The 14,626-nt window shown below is 71.5% G+C and carries 13 protein-coding genes; 7 read left to right on the top strand and 6 right to left on the bottom strand.

From position 1 onward, the window contains the following. Positions 1–8: 8 nt before the first annotated feature. Complete coding sequence (gene tsaD / locus ABEA34_RS06255) at positions 9–1,055, top strand: tRNA (adenosine(37)-N6)-threonylcarbamoyltransferase complex transferase subunit TsaD (protein WP_345520349.1); 1,047 nt, start codon at positions 9–11, stop codon at positions 1,053–1,055. Between the two features lies 1 nt (position 1,056). On the opposite strand, the gene ABEA34_RS06250 is transcribed toward tsaD, so the two are convergent. After that, positions 1,057–3,201 (bottom strand): MMPL family transporter, encoded by a 2,145-nt coding sequence (locus ABEA34_RS06250; RefSeq protein WP_345520347.1) that lies wholly within the window; start codon positions 3,199–3,201, stop codon positions 1,057–1,059. Between the two features lie 296 nt (positions 3,202–3,497). Next, positions 3,498–4,220: a hypothetical protein gene (locus ABEA34_RS06245; protein ID WP_345520345.1), complete on the bottom strand. Its 723-nt coding sequence runs from the start codon at positions 4,218–4,220 to the stop codon at positions 3,498–3,500. Between the two features lie 52 nt (positions 4,221–4,272). On the opposite strand from ABEA34_RS06245, the gene ABEA34_RS06240 reads away from it, so the two are divergent. From ABEA34_RS06240 to ABEA34_RS06230, 3 genes are all read left to right on the top strand, one after another. Next, complete coding sequence (locus tag ABEA34_RS06240; protein ID WP_345520343.1) at positions 4,273–5,373, top strand: S-(hydroxymethyl)mycothiol dehydrogenase; 1,101 nt, start codon at positions 4,273–4,275, stop codon at positions 5,371–5,373. Positions 5,374–5,381: 8 nt separating this feature from the next. Beyond that, the gene (locus ABEA34_RS06235; protein ID WP_425576860.1) at positions 5,382–5,978 is read left to right on the top strand and encodes an MBL fold metallo-hydrolase; all 597 of its coding nucleotides are present in this window, start codon (positions 5,382–5,384) and stop codon (positions 5,976–5,978) included. Positions 5,979–6,101: 123 nt separating this feature from the next. Continuing rightward, a complete protein-coding gene (locus ABEA34_RS06230) occupies positions 6,102–6,698 on the top strand; it encodes a hypothetical protein (protein ID WP_345520339.1) in 597 nt (198 codons plus the stop codon). A 92-nt stretch (positions 6,699–6,790) separates the two neighbouring features. Here the strand turns inward: ABEA34_RS06230 and ABEA34_RS06225 are convergent, their stop codons facing one another. Beyond that, on the bottom strand, positions 6,791–7,960 hold the full coding sequence (locus ABEA34_RS06225) for a class I SAM-dependent methyltransferase (RefSeq protein ID WP_345520337.1): 1,170 nt from the start codon (positions 7,958–7,960) through the stop codon (positions 6,791–6,793). A gap of 201 nt (positions 7,961–8,161) precedes the next feature. Between ABEA34_RS06225 and groES the strand changes: the two genes are divergently transcribed. Next, the gene (groES, locus tag ABEA34_RS06220; RefSeq protein WP_056153156.1) at positions 8,162–8,455 is read left to right on the top strand and encodes a co-chaperone GroES; all 294 of its coding nucleotides are present in this window, start codon (positions 8,162–8,164) and stop codon (positions 8,453–8,455) included. Positions 8,456–8,533: 78 nt separating this feature from the next. After that, entirely contained in the window at positions 8,534–10,153 is a 1,620-nt protein-coding gene (gene groL / locus ABEA34_RS06215; protein ID WP_345520335.1) for a chaperonin GroEL, read from the top strand. 75 nt (positions 10,154–10,228) lie between these two features. On the opposite strand, the gene ABEA34_RS06210 is transcribed toward groL, so the two are convergent. Genes ABEA34_RS06210 through ABEA34_RS06200 form a run of 3 tightly spaced genes read right to left on the bottom strand, consistent with a single transcriptional unit; the run spans position 10,229 to position 13,633 of the window. Beyond that, on the bottom strand, positions 10,229–11,566 hold the full coding sequence (locus ABEA34_RS06210) for a hypothetical protein (RefSeq protein ID WP_345520333.1): 1,338 nt from the start codon (positions 11,564–11,566) through the stop codon (positions 10,229–10,231). Beyond that, the gene (locus ABEA34_RS06205; RefSeq protein WP_345520331.1) at positions 11,560–12,099 is read right to left on the bottom strand and encodes a SigE family RNA polymerase sigma factor; all 540 of its coding nucleotides are present in this window, start codon (positions 12,097–12,099) and stop codon (positions 11,560–11,562) included. Before ABEA34_RS06205 ends, ABEA34_RS06210 begins: the two co-directional genes overlap by 7 nt. A 40-nt stretch (positions 12,100–12,139) precedes the next feature. Next, on the bottom strand, positions 12,140–13,633 hold the full coding sequence (locus tag ABEA34_RS06200; RefSeq protein ID WP_345520329.1) for a hypothetical protein: 1,494 nt from the start codon (positions 13,631–13,633) through the stop codon (positions 12,140–12,142). Positions 13,634–13,725: 92 nt separating this feature from the next. On the opposite strand from ABEA34_RS06200, the gene ABEA34_RS06195 reads away from it, so the two are divergent. After that, the gene (locus tag ABEA34_RS06195) at positions 13,726–14,619 is read left to right on the top strand and encodes a GNAT family N-acetyltransferase (RefSeq protein ID WP_345520327.1); all 894 of its coding nucleotides are present in this window, start codon (positions 13,726–13,728) and stop codon (positions 14,617–14,619) included. Positions 14,620–14,626: the final 7 nt, after the last annotated feature.

The raw sequence follows: 14,626 nt of genomic DNA, 5'->3' as shown, positions 1-14,626 counted from the left end.
GAGGAACCGTGAGCAGTGAACCGCTGATCCTCGGGATCGAGACCTCGTGCGACGAGACCGGTGTCGGGATCGTCCGCGGCCAGACCCTGCTCGCGGACGCGATCGCCAGCAGCGTCGACGAGCACGCGCGCTTCGGCGGGGTGGTGCCGGAGGTGGCCAGCCGGGCCCACCTCGAGGCGATGGTGCCGACCATCGAGCGGGCCTGCGAGACCGCGGGGATCCGGCTCTCCGACGTCGACGCGATCGCGGTCACGAGCGGGCCCGGGCTGGCCGGGGCGCTGATGGTGGGTGTCGCTGCCGCCAAGGCGCTCGCCGTCGGCCTCGGCAAGCCGATCTACGGCGTCAACCACCTCGCCGCCCACGTCGCGGTCGACCAGCTCGAGCACGGGCCGCTGCCGGAGCCCTGCCTGGCGATGCTCGTCAGCGGCGGCCACTCCAGCCTGCTGCGCGTCGAGGACGTGACCGTCGGCGTCGACCCGATGGGCGCCACGATCGACGACGCCGCCGGCGAGGCCTTCGACAAGGTGGCGCGGCTGCTGGGGCTGCCGTTCCCGGGCGGCCCGCACATCGACCGGGTGGCCCGCGAGGGCGACAGCGTCTACATCGACTTCCCGCGCGGGCTCACGGCCCGTCGCGACCTGGAGCGGCACCGCTTCGACTACTCGTTCTCCGGTCTCAAGACCGCCGTCGCGCGCTGGGTCGAGGCCCGCGAGCGGTCGGGGGAGCCGGTGCCGGTCGCCGACGTCGCCGCCTCCTTCCAGGAGGCCGTCTGCGACGTCCTCACCCGCAAGGCGATCGACGCCGCCACCAGCGAGGGCATCGAGGACATCCTCATCGGCGGGGGCGTCGCCGCGAACTCACGGCTCCGCGCGATGGCCGAGGAGCGCGCCGCCGCCCAGGGCATCCGGGTGCGGATCCCACGCCCCGGCCTGTGCACCGACAACGGCGCGATGGTGGCCGCCCTGGGTGCCGAGATGGTCGCCCGCGGGCGTACGCCGTCCGCCCTCGACCTCCCCGCCGACTCCTCGCAGCCGATCACGACCGTCCTGGTCTGAGCTAAGGCGTCGGCGCGTCCTCGGCCGGCACGTCCGCGTGGGCGTGTGGTGCCTTCTCGTCCCCGTGCCCCGGCCACCAGGCGGCGTGCCCGATCAGCGCGGTCAGGGACGGGGTGAAGAACATCGACATCACGAAGGCTGCGACGAAGATGCCGAAGGAGATCGCGAAGCCCATCGAGACCAGCAGCGAGTTGCCGCCCAGCATCAGCGACGCGAACGTGCCGGCGAGGATCAGCCCGGCTGCCGCGATCGTGGGTCCGGCGTGCTTGACCGCCTGCGCCGCTGCGTCGCGCGAGCTCTTGCCCTCGCGGGCCTCCTCGCGTAGTCGCGCGATCATCAGGATGTTGTAGTCGGTGCCGAGCGCGACCACGAACAGGTAGATGTAGATCGGCAGCAGGAAGATCAGGCCGTCGCGCCCGCCGATGTGCTGGAAGACGAGCACCGCGGCTCCGAGCGTCGCGCCGAAGCCCAGCCCCACGGACGCCATCAGGTAGAGCGGCGCCACCAGGCTGCGGAGCAGCAACGCCAGGATGATCAGGATGAGGATGGCCGCGACCGGGAAGACGACGGAGTAGTCGCGGTTCATCGCCTTCTGGAAGTCCACGAAGACCGACGTCGTACCACCGACGAGGGCCTCGGTCCCGTCAGGTGCCGCGGCGTGGGCGGCGCTCCGGATCGGGCCCTTCACGGCGGCGATCGCCTCGTCCGATCCGGGGTCGTTCTTGAGGTAGACGCTGAAGCTCGCCGTCAGGCCGTCCTTCGACAGCTCCGCGGGGGCGACCAGTGCGACGCCGTCGGCCTTGCCCAGCGCCGCGCCGTACGTCGTGAGCGCGGCCTCGTCGAGCTTGTCGCCGGTGGTCGAGTGCACGAACACGGTCGTCGGGTCGGTCGCACCGGCGGGCAGGCCCTTCTCGAGCGTCTTGAGGGCGACCACGGACTCGGCGGTCTTGGGGGTGCCCGTGTCGGACAGGTCGAAGGTCGGCTTGAAGCCGAGCGCGAAGACGGCGAGCACCAGCATCACGCCGCCCGACACGACGGCGTACCGCACCGGGTGCCGGCCGAGCGACGCCCCGAGAGCCTCGAAGCGAGCCGACTTCGGCTCCTTGCGCCAGCCCTTGTAGGGCCAGAACAACGCCTTGCCGAGGACCGCGGCGATCGCCGGCACCAGGGTCAGGGCCGCCACCAGGGTGACCGCCACGGCGATCGCCAGCGCCGGTCCGATCGAGCGGAAGATGCCGAGCGACGAGAGGACGAGGGCCATGAAGGCGACGATGACCGCCCCGCCGGCCGAGGCGATCGCCTCGCCGGCGCGCTCGAGGGCGTGCGCCACGGCGAGCCGGGTCTCCTCGCCCTGGCGCAGCCGCTCGCGGTAGCGGAAGAGGAAGAAGAGGATGTAGTCGGTGCCGATGCCGAACAGCACCACGACCAGGATCACCTGGATCGAGCTGTCGGCCTTGAGGTCGAAGACCTTGTTGGCGGTCGCGATCAGGCCGGTGGCGACCTGCGAGATCAGGCCGACGACCACGATCGGCAGCAGGGCGATGATGACGCTGCGGAAGATGATCGACAGCAGCACGACGATGAGCAGGATCGTCGCGATCCCGACGATCTCCAGCGCCTGGTTGGACGCGTCCTGCGAGTCCAGGCTCTGCGCGGCACCACCGGTGACGCCGTACGTCACGTCCGATCCGGCCATCGCCTTGGAGAGATCGGTGCGCAGGTCCTCGACCGCGTCCATCGACTGCGTGTCGAACCCGGTGGCGTCCTCGGCCAGGCCGACGCCCGCGATCTGCACGAGCTTGTTGTCGGACGGCGGCTGGGCCTGGGCGCCGACGAACGCGGGGGCGAGGTGGCCGTTGAGGCCGTTGACGACCTTCTCGATCTCCGCGCTGTCCGCGTCGGTGAGCGCCTTCCCGTCCTCGCGGCTGAACACGATGATCGCGCTCACCTGGGTCTGGTCCGGGAAGGCGTCCTCCTGCAGGTTGGCAGCCTGGATCGACTCGTAGTGCTTGGGCAGGAAGTCGGACTGGTCCTGGGTCGCGGTGAGCTTGGGCGCGAAGGCGATCACCAGCGCGGCGAAGACCACCCACCCCAGGATGACGAACCACGGACGACGGGACGCGAGACGACCAAGGAAGGCGAACACGGTTCGCGACTCTACCGACGTCCGGCGTCCGGATGCCCCCGACTTTCGGCTACGAAAAGGTGTCAGCCGAGCGGCAGCTGGACGGGTACGCCGAGCGTCGGGTCGTCGGTGTGGAAGCTGTCGAGCACGGTCTCCGCTGGCCCGTCGGGGCTGACCCGCTGGACCGAGACCGAGCTGTCGTCGAGGCCGCCTACCTTGGTGCCGCTGCGCGCATCCGGTCCGTCATCGTCACTCCTGTCCCCGTCATCAGCACACTCCCGAGACGCGGTCGGATGGCGGAAGGTTGCAATCCTCGCTCAGCGGCCGGGCCCGAGGGCGTAGGCAGGGAGGTTTGGGTCGAACCACTCGACCGGGGTCGCCCTCTCCAGGGCGCCGCGCGGCCCGATGCGGACGATCGCCGACCACCGGCCCTGGACGACCACGGCCAGCACGTGGCGCCCGTCCTCGCGAGCACTGGCGGTGACGTACCACCGGCGCGGCAGGGCGGTCACCGGCACCGTCTCCGGGTTGGCGGTGACGTCCGGCACGCGTCGGGGCGGGATCTCCCGCACCGTCTCCTCGCTGCCGTCGGGGCGGGCCCGGTGGAGCTCCGCCGTGATGAAGTCGGCCGACTCCGGGCAGGAGGCGACCAGCCAGGTGACCCAGCCGTCGGACCGCGTCGGCACGCCGGCCGAGCAGTGGGTCTCGACGACCCTGCCCTCGCGGACGACGGCGAGTCCCACCGTGCCCTCGAAGAACAGGGTGTCCGAGACGAGGAAGCCGCCGGCGTACGGCACGATCCCGCTCACGCCGAGCCGGCGGGGCAACGGCGTACGGCGGCCACCGGACTCGGCGTACGCCTGGTGGTCGACGTACCCGATCCGCGGCGGTGCTCCGGTCGGGAGGCCGGCCAGCGTCGGTCGGGGCGACGGGCTCGGCGACGAAGGGGGTGCGGGCGTCGGGGTGGCGGCGTCCGAGCAGCTCGCGAGCAGGAAGGCCGCGACGAGGAGCCCGAGTGTTCTCACGGAGGTTCGACGCACGAGGGGTCCGTACGGTTGGCTGAACCCGGACCAATCCGAGCAGAGGAGCACCATGCAGCAGGTCAAGGCCGTCGTAGCTCGCGCCAAGGGTCAGCCGGTCGAGGTGGTCACGATCAACGTGCCCGACCCCGGCCCGGGCGAGGCGCTCGTGCAGGTCCAGGCCTGCGGGGTCTGCCACACCGACCTGCACTACCGCGAGGGCGGCATCAACGACGACTTCCCGTTCCTGCTGGGCCACGAGGCCGCGGGGATCGTCGAGGCGGTCGGGCCGGACGTCACCGCCGTCGCGCCCGGTGACTTCGTGATCCTCAACTGGCGTGCGGTCTGCGGCGAGTGTCGCGCCTGCAAGCGCGGCGACCTGCAGTACTGCTTCAACACGCACAACGCGACCCAGAAGATGACGCTCGAGGACGGCACCGAGCTGTCGCCGGCGCTCGGGATCGGCGCCTTCGCCGAGAAGACCCTCGTCGCCGCCGGTCAGTGCACCAAGGTCGACCCGTCGGCGCGCCCGGCCGCCGTCGGCCTGCTCGGCTGCGGTGTGATGGCCGGCATCGGTGCCGCGATCAACACCGGTGCGGTCACCCGCGGCAAGTCCGTCGCGGTCATCGGCTGCGGCGGCGTCGGCGTCGCCGCGATCGCCGGGTCGGCGCTGGCCGGCGCGAGCCCCGTCATCGCCGTCGACATCGACGCCAAGAAGCTCGAGAAGGCGAAGGCGATGGGCGCGACCCACACCGTCGACTCCTCGCAGGTCGATCCGGTCGAGGAGATCAAGCGGATCTGCGCCGAGACCTACGACGGGGCCGAAGGCGCCGACGTGGTGATCGAGGCCGTCGGGCGTCCGGAGACCTGGAAGCAGGCGTTCTACGCCCGTGACCTCGCGGGCACGGTGGTCCTGGTCGGCGTGCCCACGCCGGACATGAAGGTGCCCGACCTGCCGCTCATCGACGTCTTCGGCCGCGGCGGTGCCCTCAAGTCCAGCTGGTACGGCGACTGCCTGCCGACCCGCGACTTCCCGATGCTGGTCGACCTCTACCAGCAGGGCCGGCTCGACCTGGACGCCTTCGTCACCGAGGAGATCGGCATCGACGACATTGAGGCCGCCTTCGACAAGATGCACCACGGCGACGTACTCCGCTCGGTCGTGATCCTGTGACGGCTCGGGTGGACCACGCCGTCTCGAGCGGCACCTTCAGCCTCGACGGCGAGACCTTCGACGTCGACAACAACATCTGGGTGATCGGCGACGACACCGAGTGCGTGGTGATCGACGCACCGCACAGCGTCTCCGACATCCTCGCCGTCGTGGGGGACCGCAAGGTCAAGGCGATCATCTGCACGCACGCGCACGACGACCACGTGCGGGTCGCGCCGGCCCTGCGCGAGGAGGTCGTCGCGCCGATCATGCTGCACCCCGACGACAAGGTGCTGTGGGAGCTCACCCACACCGACTACCTGTGGGACCTCGACCTGGCCGACGGCCTCGCCGTCGAGGTGGGCGGTACGACGCTGCAGGTGCTGCACACCCCGGGGCACGCGCCCGGGGCGGTCTGCCTCTACGCACCCGACCTCGGCTGCGTCTTCACCGGGGACACCCTCTTCAACGGCGGACCGGGCGCGACCGGGCGGTCGTACTCCGACAGCGACCTCATCAAGGAGTCGATCCGGGCCCGGCTCTTCGCCCTGCCGGACGACACGGTCGTCCACACCGGGCACGGTGACGACACCACCATCGGGGCGGAGAAGGCGCTCCTCAGCTGAGCCGGGACCTTGGTCCCACCGATGGCCCCCTTCGGCCCCTGATCGTCGGCTCCTCGCGCTCCTAACGTCAGTGGTGAGCGAGGACGACACAAGGGTTTCCCCGCCGGAAGAGGGAGTCACATCATGCGTTCAACACTCGACAAGCTGGTCTCGGTGACAGGTCTGGCCCTGGCTGCCGTCCTCCTGATCGCTGGCGGACTGCTCACCTGGGCGAACACGTTCATCGGTGACCAGGTCCACGACCAGCTCTCCATGCAGGGCATCACGATGCCCGAGGGTGACGCCCTCGCCGCCCTGCCCAAGGCCGACGCCAACGCCCTCAAGGAGTACGCCGGCAGCCCGATGGACACCGGTCCCGAGGCGAAGGCCTACGCCAACCACTACATCCTGGTGCACATGAACGCGGCCTCCGACGGCCAGACCTACAACGAGGTCAGCGGTCAGTACGTCGGCATGACCGACGAGCAGAAGGCCTCGCCCGAGGGTCAGGCACTCGGTGGCCTCCGTCAGACGCTCTTCATGGGCAACACGCTGCGCGGCCTGCTCCTCTACGGCTACGCGTTCGCCACGATCGGCACCATCGCCGGCATCGCCGCCTACGTCTCCTTCGCCGGTGCCCTGGCCCTGCTGGTCCTGGTCGGTCTCGGCCTCTGGCACGCACGCCGGGTCCAGGTGTCCGAGTCGACCGGTACTCCGCAGGCGGTGCCGCAGCCCGTCTGACCCGAGGGTTGTCAGCCGAAACCCGCACGACACGCCGTTCCCCACCGGCGTGTCGTGCGGGTTTCACCGGCTAGCCGGTGAAACCCGCAGCCTCAGAACGGCTGCACCAGCAGCACCACACCCGACCCGGCGACCCGGGTCAGCACGATGGTGGCCTCGTCCTCGCCGTGCAGGTCGAGCCGCTTGCGCAGCTGCTCCGGGACGATGTCGACGCCGCGCTTCTTGATGGTGAGCCGGCCGATGCCCCGCTCGCGCAGGGCGGCGCGGAGCTGCTTCTCGCGGTAGGGGAGCTCGGCGACGACGCGGTAGCCGCGGGCGAACGGCGTACGGAACGACTCGTCGGACGTCACGTAGGCGATGTGCTCGTCCACCAGGCCGCCGTTGACCCCGGCGGCCACGGCCGTGACCAGCCCGGCCCGGATCACCGCGCCGTCCGGCTCGTAGAGGTAGGCACCCACGGGGCGTACGTCGACCCCGTCCCCAAGGGCCGGAGCGTCCTCGTCGGTCAGCGTCGCGAGGCCGGTGGTCCCGATGACCGTCGCGCGCCGGTCGGTGGTGGCCAGCCGCCCGGACCACAGGGCGGCCTCCTTCACGTCGCCGTGGTCGCTGACCCACTCGGCCTCCACGCCGTGCGGGACCAGGTCGTGCGGGATGCCGGGGGCGACCTTCACGCAGGCGTCGCGGCTCAGCAGCCGCTCGACGAAGGACCACGGCGGCGTCCAGTCGTCGACATCGAAAGTGCGGCCCCGGGCGCCGCGGCGGGCCGGGTCGGCGAAGGCCACGTCGAAGGGCGACGGGTCCAGCGTCGTCGCGTCGGAGACCTCGACCGCCCCCGGCAGGTCGAGGGCGGCGAGGTTGGCGCGGGCGACCTCGACGCGCACCGGGTCCAGGTCGACGCCGGCGCAGGTCAGGCCGGCCCGCGAGGCGGCGATCAGGTCGCCGCCGATGCCGCAGCCGAGGTCGATCATGGTGCGCGCGGACGACGCGACGAGCCGCGCGGCCCGGTGGTCGGCGACGCGGAGTCGGGTCGCCTGCTCGAGCCCGTCGGGGGTGAAGTACATCCGGTCCGCGAAGTCGGCGAACTTCTCGCGGGCCTTGACCCGCAGGGTCGCCTGGGTGATGGCGGCGGCGACGTGCTCGGGTTCCGCCGTACGCCGCAGCCGCGTCTGCGTGGCCAAGGAGTCGTCGCCCGCCTCGACGGCAGCGGCGAGCAGCTGTTGTCCGGCGTCGGTGAGCAGCCAGCGGAAGGCGTCGAGGTCCACGACCCGATCCTGTCAGTTCGGTCGAGGCCGGGGGTCCTCTGGCACTCCGTCGGGGAGAGTGCTAGTTTCTGAGTTGGCACTCTCCCCGTGAGTGTGCCAGCGCCTGCGTCCCGGTCCGACCCCCGCGACGGCGTACCTGAAGCGCAGGCGCCAGACGTGTAACACCCACCATCGAAGTGCCAGAAAGTGGAGGTCGACATCGTGTCGGTCAACATCAAGCCTCTCGAGGACCGGATCGTTGTCAAGGCCCTCGAGGCCGAGCAGACCACGGCTTCCGGCCTGGTCATCCCGGACACCGCCAAGGAGAAGCCCCAGGAGGGCGAGGTCCTGAGCGTCGGTCCGGGTCGCATCGACGACAACGGCAACCGCGTCCCGCTCGACGTCAGCGTCGGCGACAAGGTCATCTACAGCAAGTACGGCGGCACCGAGGTCAAGTACGCCGGCGAGGAGTACCTCATCCTCTCCGCGCGCGACGTCCTCGCGATCGTTTCCTGATTTCCCGGGTCGTGAGTCCCAGTGAGCGCTGACGCGCCCGCTGGGACTCACGACCCGAACTCGTTCTAGAGGAGAGCAATGCCCAAGATCCTGGAGTTCGACGAGAACGCCCGCCGCAGCCTCGAGCGCGGCGTGGACAAGCTCGCCAACGCCGTCAAGGTGACGCTCGGCCCGAAGGGTCGCTACGTCGTCCTCGACAAGAAGTGGGGCGCGCCGACCATCACGAACGACGGTGTCACCGTCGCCCGTGAGATCGAGCTCGACGATCCCTTCGAGAACCTCGGCGCACAGCTGTGCAAGGAGGTCGCCACCAAGACCAACGACGTCGCCGGCGACGGTACGACGACGGCCACCGTGCTCGCCCAGGCGATGGTCCACGAGGGCCTGCGCGCTGTGGCCGCGGGTGCGAACCCGATGGGCCTCAAGCGGGGCATGGACGCCGCGGCCGAGGCCGTCGGCGACGCGCTCAAGGAAGCCGCCCGCGAGGTCGAGTCGGTGGAGGACATGGCGTCCGTCGCCACGATCTCCAGCCGCGACGCCGTGATCGGCGACCTGCTCTCGCAGGCCTTCGACAAGGTGGGCAAGGACGGTGTCATCACGGTCGAGGAGTCCAACTCGATGGGCACCGAGCTCGAGTTCACCGAGGGCATGCAGTTCGACAAGGGCTACATCAGCCAGTACTTCGTCTCCGACCCGGAGCGCATGGAGGCCGTCCTCGACGACCCCTACATCCTGCTGCACCAGGGCAAGATCTCGTCGGTCGCCGACCTGCTCCCCCTGCTGGAGAAGGTCATCGCCGCCGGCAAGCCGCTCTTCATCCTCGCCGAGGACGTCGACGGCGAGGCGCTGTCGACGCTGGTCGTCAACAAGATCCGCGGCACGTTCAACGCAGTCGCGGTGAAGGCTCCGGCCTTCGGTGACCGTCGCAAGGCGATGATGCAGGACATCGCGACCCTGACCGGCGGTCAGATCGTCGCTCCCGAGGTCGGGCTCAAGCTCGACCAGGTGGGTCTCGAGGTGCTCGGCCAGGCCCGGCGCGTCGTCGTCACCAAGGACGACACCACGATCGTCGACGGCGCCGGCGACAAGGCCGAGGTCGATGGCCGCGTCAACCAGATCAAGGCCGAGATCGAGAACACCGACTCCGACTGGGACCGCGAGAAGCTCCAGGAGCGCCTCGCCAAGCTCGCCGGCGGCGTGTGCGTGATCAAGGTCGGCGCCGCCACCGAGGTGGAGCTCAAGGAGAAGAAGCACCGGATCGAGGACGCCGTCTCCGCGACGCGCGCCGCGATCGAGGAGGGCATCGTCCCCGGCGGTGGCTCCGCTCTGATCCACGCGGTGTCGGTCCTCTCCGACGACCTCGGCCTCACCGGCGACGAGGCGGCGGGCGTGCGCATCGTGCGCAAGTCGGCCGACGAGCCGCTGCGCTGGATCGCCGAGAACGGCGGCGTCAACGGCTACGTCGTCACCTCCAAGGTCCGCGAGCTCGGCCTCGGCAACGGCTACAACGCCGCCACCGAGGAGTACGGCGACCTGGTCGCCCAGGGCGTCCTGGACCCGGTCAAGGTGACCCGCTCCGCGCTGATCAACGCCACCTCGATCGCGGGCATGCTGCTCACGACCGAGACGCTGATCGTCGAGAAGCCGGCCGAGGAAGAGCCCGAGGCCGCCGGCCACGGGCACGGCCACGGCCACTGATCCACCGCTTCAACGCCGAGTCGGCGCCAGCTGCCCCTGTACGGGGGTCAGTTGGCGCCGACTCGGCATTTCGGGTCAGCGCAGCAGCTTGCCCAGCCACTGGGTCGCACCGTGCCGGTGGTTGACCGGGGTGTGCCAGAAGAACTGGTCGCCGGGAGCACCGCCGGTGCCGTAGTTCGACACCGCGTCGCTGATCCGCAGGAAGCGGTTGGTCGCGAGGTCGTAGACGTAGGCGCCGCTCTGCGTGTCCTGGTCGCCTCGGAAGGCCGTCACGACGACCACGCCGCCGCCGGGCGGCAGGTAGCCCTCGGCGCCGCTGTCCTGGATGGTGACCACCTGCTCGCCGTCCGTGCTGAGGATCTGGACCCGGTCGTCGCGCACCCCGCCGTCGTACGTACCGCAGTACTCGCTCGCCACGATCCGGTCGCCCGTAGCCCCGAAGCCCAGCAGGTTGCACTTGTCGCCCAGGTGCGGGTCGAAGGAGGTCTCGACGCCGGTCGCCAGGTCGCGCACGTGGAACCTCCCAGCGGCTCCGTTCCCGGAGTCGCTCCACACCATCTTCGTGTCCGTGAAGGCGAGCTCCCCGACCGTCAGGTGCTCGTCGCGTACGTCGGAGGTGTCGGTCATCGAGACCGACCAGAGGTCGTAGGTGTCGCCCTCGGCGTCGGCGTCGTCCGCCTCGCCGTCCGGCCCGGTCGGCCAGCCGCCCTCAGGGGGCGTGCCCTGCGTGGCGGGGACGGAGACGTAGAGCCGGTCGTCGGGACCCGCGACCGCCCGGGGGAACTCCACGCCCGGGAGACCCGACCACGTCAGGGTGGTCCACTGGCGGCTCGCCCGGTCGAACACGTGCGCCCGCATGGCGCCGGGCAGGCCGTTCTCCAACGAGAGCAGGACCAGGCGGTCGGTGCCGAGGTCGACGGGCCAGGTCTGGTCCTGACCGATCCCGGCGAGGTCGGGGAGCCAGTCCTTCGCACCAGTGGAGGGGTCGAGCAGCGCGAAGCGCGGGTACAGCTGGTCGCTGCGCGGCCCGTCGCGGAAGAGGACCAACCCGTCGTCGGTCACGCCGTCGAGGTACTGCCCGTTGTCGGCGTCGAGGTCCTTGTTGGTGTGCGACGTCAGGACCTCGTAGTCGCGCTCTTCGACGGCCTGTTGGGCGTCGGCCAGTCGCAGGGTGGGCGCATCGGGCCGCGGCGGCTGGTGCGCCGGCTCCGCCTTCTCACGCCCTGCCGGTCCGCCGCCGAGCAGGGCGACCGTGACCACTCCGGCGGCCAGCAGGGCGGTGCCTCCGGCGGCGCGCGTACGGCGTACGCGGACCCGGCGGCGCCCGGCGGCGACGAGCGACGCCGTGTCCAGGTGGTCCGTCGGCGCGTCGGCCACGTTGTCGCGCAGCAGCTGCTTCAGGTCGTTCACCACGGCAGGTTCCCCTCTCCGATCACGGCGAGCTCGTCACGCGACGCGCTCTCGAACATGGAGCGCAGGGACGCGAGCGCCCGCGAGGTCTGGCTCTTCACGGTGCCCTCGCTGCAGCGCAGCACCAGCGCCGTCTCCCGTACGTCGAGGTCCTCGAAGTAGCGCAGCACCACGCACGCGCGCTGGCGCTCCGGCAGCCGGGCGAGCGCGGCCATCAGCGCCGCCCGGTCCGACACGCGGGCCGCGACGTCCTCGGTGGACGGGCGCTCGGTGTCGGGCTCGGCGGGCCGCTCGGTGCTCGAGCGCCGGCGGCTGGCATCGAGGAACGCGCTGACCACGGCCTTGCGGGCGTAGGCCAGCTCGCCGCCGCGCCGGACCAGCCGCGGCCAGGCGACGTACACCCGGATCAGCCCCTCCTGGACGTGGTCGGCGGCGCGCTCCCAGTCGCCGCAGAGCAGGTACGCCGTGTTGCGCAGCCGGCTGTGTGCCGCGGCCGCGAACTCCGAGAACTCGACGTCCCCCGTGCTGCGATCCATGCCCCAAGAACGAGGTGAGCCGGGGATCGGTTGCACGGGATCAACAATCCGGGGTGACGGCCGGTCTGTCGACGCCGCGGAGCAGGTAGACGGGGTGGTCGTTGCAGCTGGTGGCGACCTCGACGTAGTGCTCGTCGATCGCGGCCCGCAGCTCGGGGACCCCGGCGTCGGCCCAGGCGTCGAGGTCGACCCACTCGACCAGCCAGGTGGGTGCATCCGGCCCGGACAGCAGGGCGGTGAGGTCGGCGTACTCCGGGTCCCGGGTGCGCATCGGCAGGCTCCAGAGATAGGGGTACGGCGAGTCGAGGCCACTGACCCGCTGGAGGTCCGCGCGGCCGCCGAAGACGACCAGGGTGTCGCCGGGCTCGGCCGCGTCGGCGATCGCCTCGCCGGTCCGGACCTCGTTGAACTCCTGGTGCCCGGTCGCGTTCCACACCAGCCAGAAGGTCATCGCCAGGACCGCCGAGGCGACGGCGGCGACGACGAGGCCACGCATGGTGCGACCGGAGCGGTCGTCGCGGCCCGCGAGCAGGGCCGCGCACAGCGCGGCCGACGGGATGAGGGGGAGCAGGTAGTCCTGCCAGAAGCTGCCGCCGGCGACCAGCGACGCCACGTCGACGACCACCACCGCGACGGTCGCGGCCAGGACCGGCGGGTCGTCGCGCCAGAGCTCGCGCAGCCGCGCGAACGGGCCGATCAGGACCAGTAGCAGCCCGGTGGCGAGCGCGATCGCGACCAGGATCAGGGCTCGCCGCTCGGGGGCGTCGGTGGTCCCGTCGGCGATCACCCGTGCGGCGTCGGCGCGGAAGCCGTAGACCGTGTCCCACAGCGTCGAGAGGCGGACCCCGGCCGCATGAGCCCAGGCGACGGTGGCGAGCACGGGTACGGCGGCGCCGGCCAGGCCGGCCACCGTCAGCGCGAGCACCGAGCGGCTCGGGAGCACGCGCGTCAGCCCGGAGACGAGGAGGAACACGACGGCGAAGACCAGGCCGGTCGCGAGGTTCTGCTTCAGCCCGAGCGCGAGGGCGGCCGCGACCCCGGCGGCGAACGCGAGCGGCCACGCGCGACGGCGTACGGACAGGAGGGTGAGCAGGATGCTCCCGAGCACCAGCGGCAGCGCGAGCAGCTCGCCCTTGACGGCGACCACGTCGATCATCGGGTTCGAGAGCAGCGCGGCGACCAGGACGGCGGTCCACACGGTCGCCCGCGGGCCGCTCACCGTGCCCGCGACCGCGGCGGCGAGCAGCACGGTCAGCCCGGCGACGAGCGCCCCGAGGAGTCGCAGGGTGGTGACCCCGCCGAGGGCGTCGACGGCACCGAAGATCGCGATCAGCGGCGGCGGCCGGTCCACCCAGTAGGGACCGAACAGGCTGTCGGGCTGGGGGCTCCATGCCCGGGCGACCATCAGGAAGCCGGCCTCGTCGGCCCGGACGGGCCGGGTCAGCGCCGGCAGCCGGGCCACGACGGCCAGCACGACGGCGAGCGCGACGGTGTGGCGTTCGGCGAAGCCGCGCACCCTCTCCCCGCTCCGCACGCCCCCACCCTCTCAGGTCCGACCACGCGGACGTAGCACCCAGGAAACACGCAGGTCTCGATCCGGCAACGTCGCGCGCGCACGCTGGGGCCATGTTGTGGAGGGTTCGTACGACGCTGCCCGATCGCCCCGGCTCCCTGGCGATGCTGGCGGCCACCTGCGGCGAGGCCGGGGTCAACATCCTGGGGCTCCAGATCTTCCCCGGCGTGGAGTCGGTGACCGACGAGCTGGTGCTCAGCACCCCCGACGACTGGACGGCCGCCGACCTCGCCGACCTGATCGGCCGCTCCGGCGGGCTCTCGGTCAGCGCCGGTCCCTGCACCGAGGCCGCGCTCACCGACCAGCCGACCCGCTACGTGCAGGCGGCCCGCTCGATCCTGGCCCAGCCCGCGTCCTTCCCGGAGGTCGTCGCCCGGCTCTTCGACGCCGAGTCCGACCCGGCCTACGGGGCGGTCGACACCGACGTGATGGACATGACCGTCGGCGACATCCAGGTGCAGGTACGCCGTACGGCGCCCTTCACCGCGACGGAGCACGCCCGTGCGGCGGCGATGGCCGACCTGGTCTCGGACGTCCTCGAGCGCACCCGCGAGAGCGCGATGACCCCGAGCATGGGGCGCCGGGTCGGTGGGGGAGCGACGCCGGAGTACGTCGTGGACGGCGACTCGGTCTCGGCGATGATCGACGGCCAGGCCGTGGGCCTCGCCGTGGTGCGCCCGGCGGCCGAGGAGCCCGACGTACGACCCGTCACGCTGCGGGTCGACCCAGCCTGGCAGCGCCGCGGGATCGGCACCCGGCTGCTGGTGGACGCGGCCCGCCTGGCCAACGCGCTCGGGGCCACCGAGATCCTGCTGACCACCCGCTCCGACAACCAGGCGGTGCTGCCGATGGTGATGGCGGCGGGCCTCCGCGGCCGGATCCGGATGGCCGCCGACACGCTCACCGTGCGGGTGCCCGTCCGCGACCTCAAGCCGCTTCGTCGGTAGGGCCACC

Source organism: Nocardioides conyzicola (genome assembly GCF_039543825.1).
Lineage (GTDB): Bacteria > Actinomycetota > Actinomycetes > Propionibacteriales > Nocardioidaceae > Nocardioides > Nocardioides conyzicola.
Note: the sequence above shows the minus strand (reverse complement) of the source record. Positions and strands in the feature narration are given on the sequence as shown.

Coding starts and splice junctions, on each gene's coding strand:
- ABEA34_RS06205 (WP_345520331.1), bottom strand. CDS start 12,099: ATGGATCGCAGCACGGGGGACGTCGAGTTCTCGGAGTTCGCGGCCGCG.
- groL (WP_345520335.1), top strand. CDS start 8,534: ATGCCCAAGATCCTGGAGTTCGACGAGAACGCCCGCCGCAGCCTCGAG.
- ABEA34_RS06195 (WP_345520327.1), top strand. CDS start 13,726: ATGTTGTGGAGGGTTCGTACGACGCTGCCCGATCGCCCCGGCTCCCTG.
- ABEA34_RS06230 (WP_345520339.1), top strand. CDS start 6,102: ATGCGTTCAACACTCGACAAGCTGGTCTCGGTGACAGGTCTGGCCCTG.
- ABEA34_RS06240 (WP_345520343.1), top strand. CDS start 4,273: ATGCAGCAGGTCAAGGCCGTCGTAGCTCGCGCCAAGGGTCAGCCGGTC.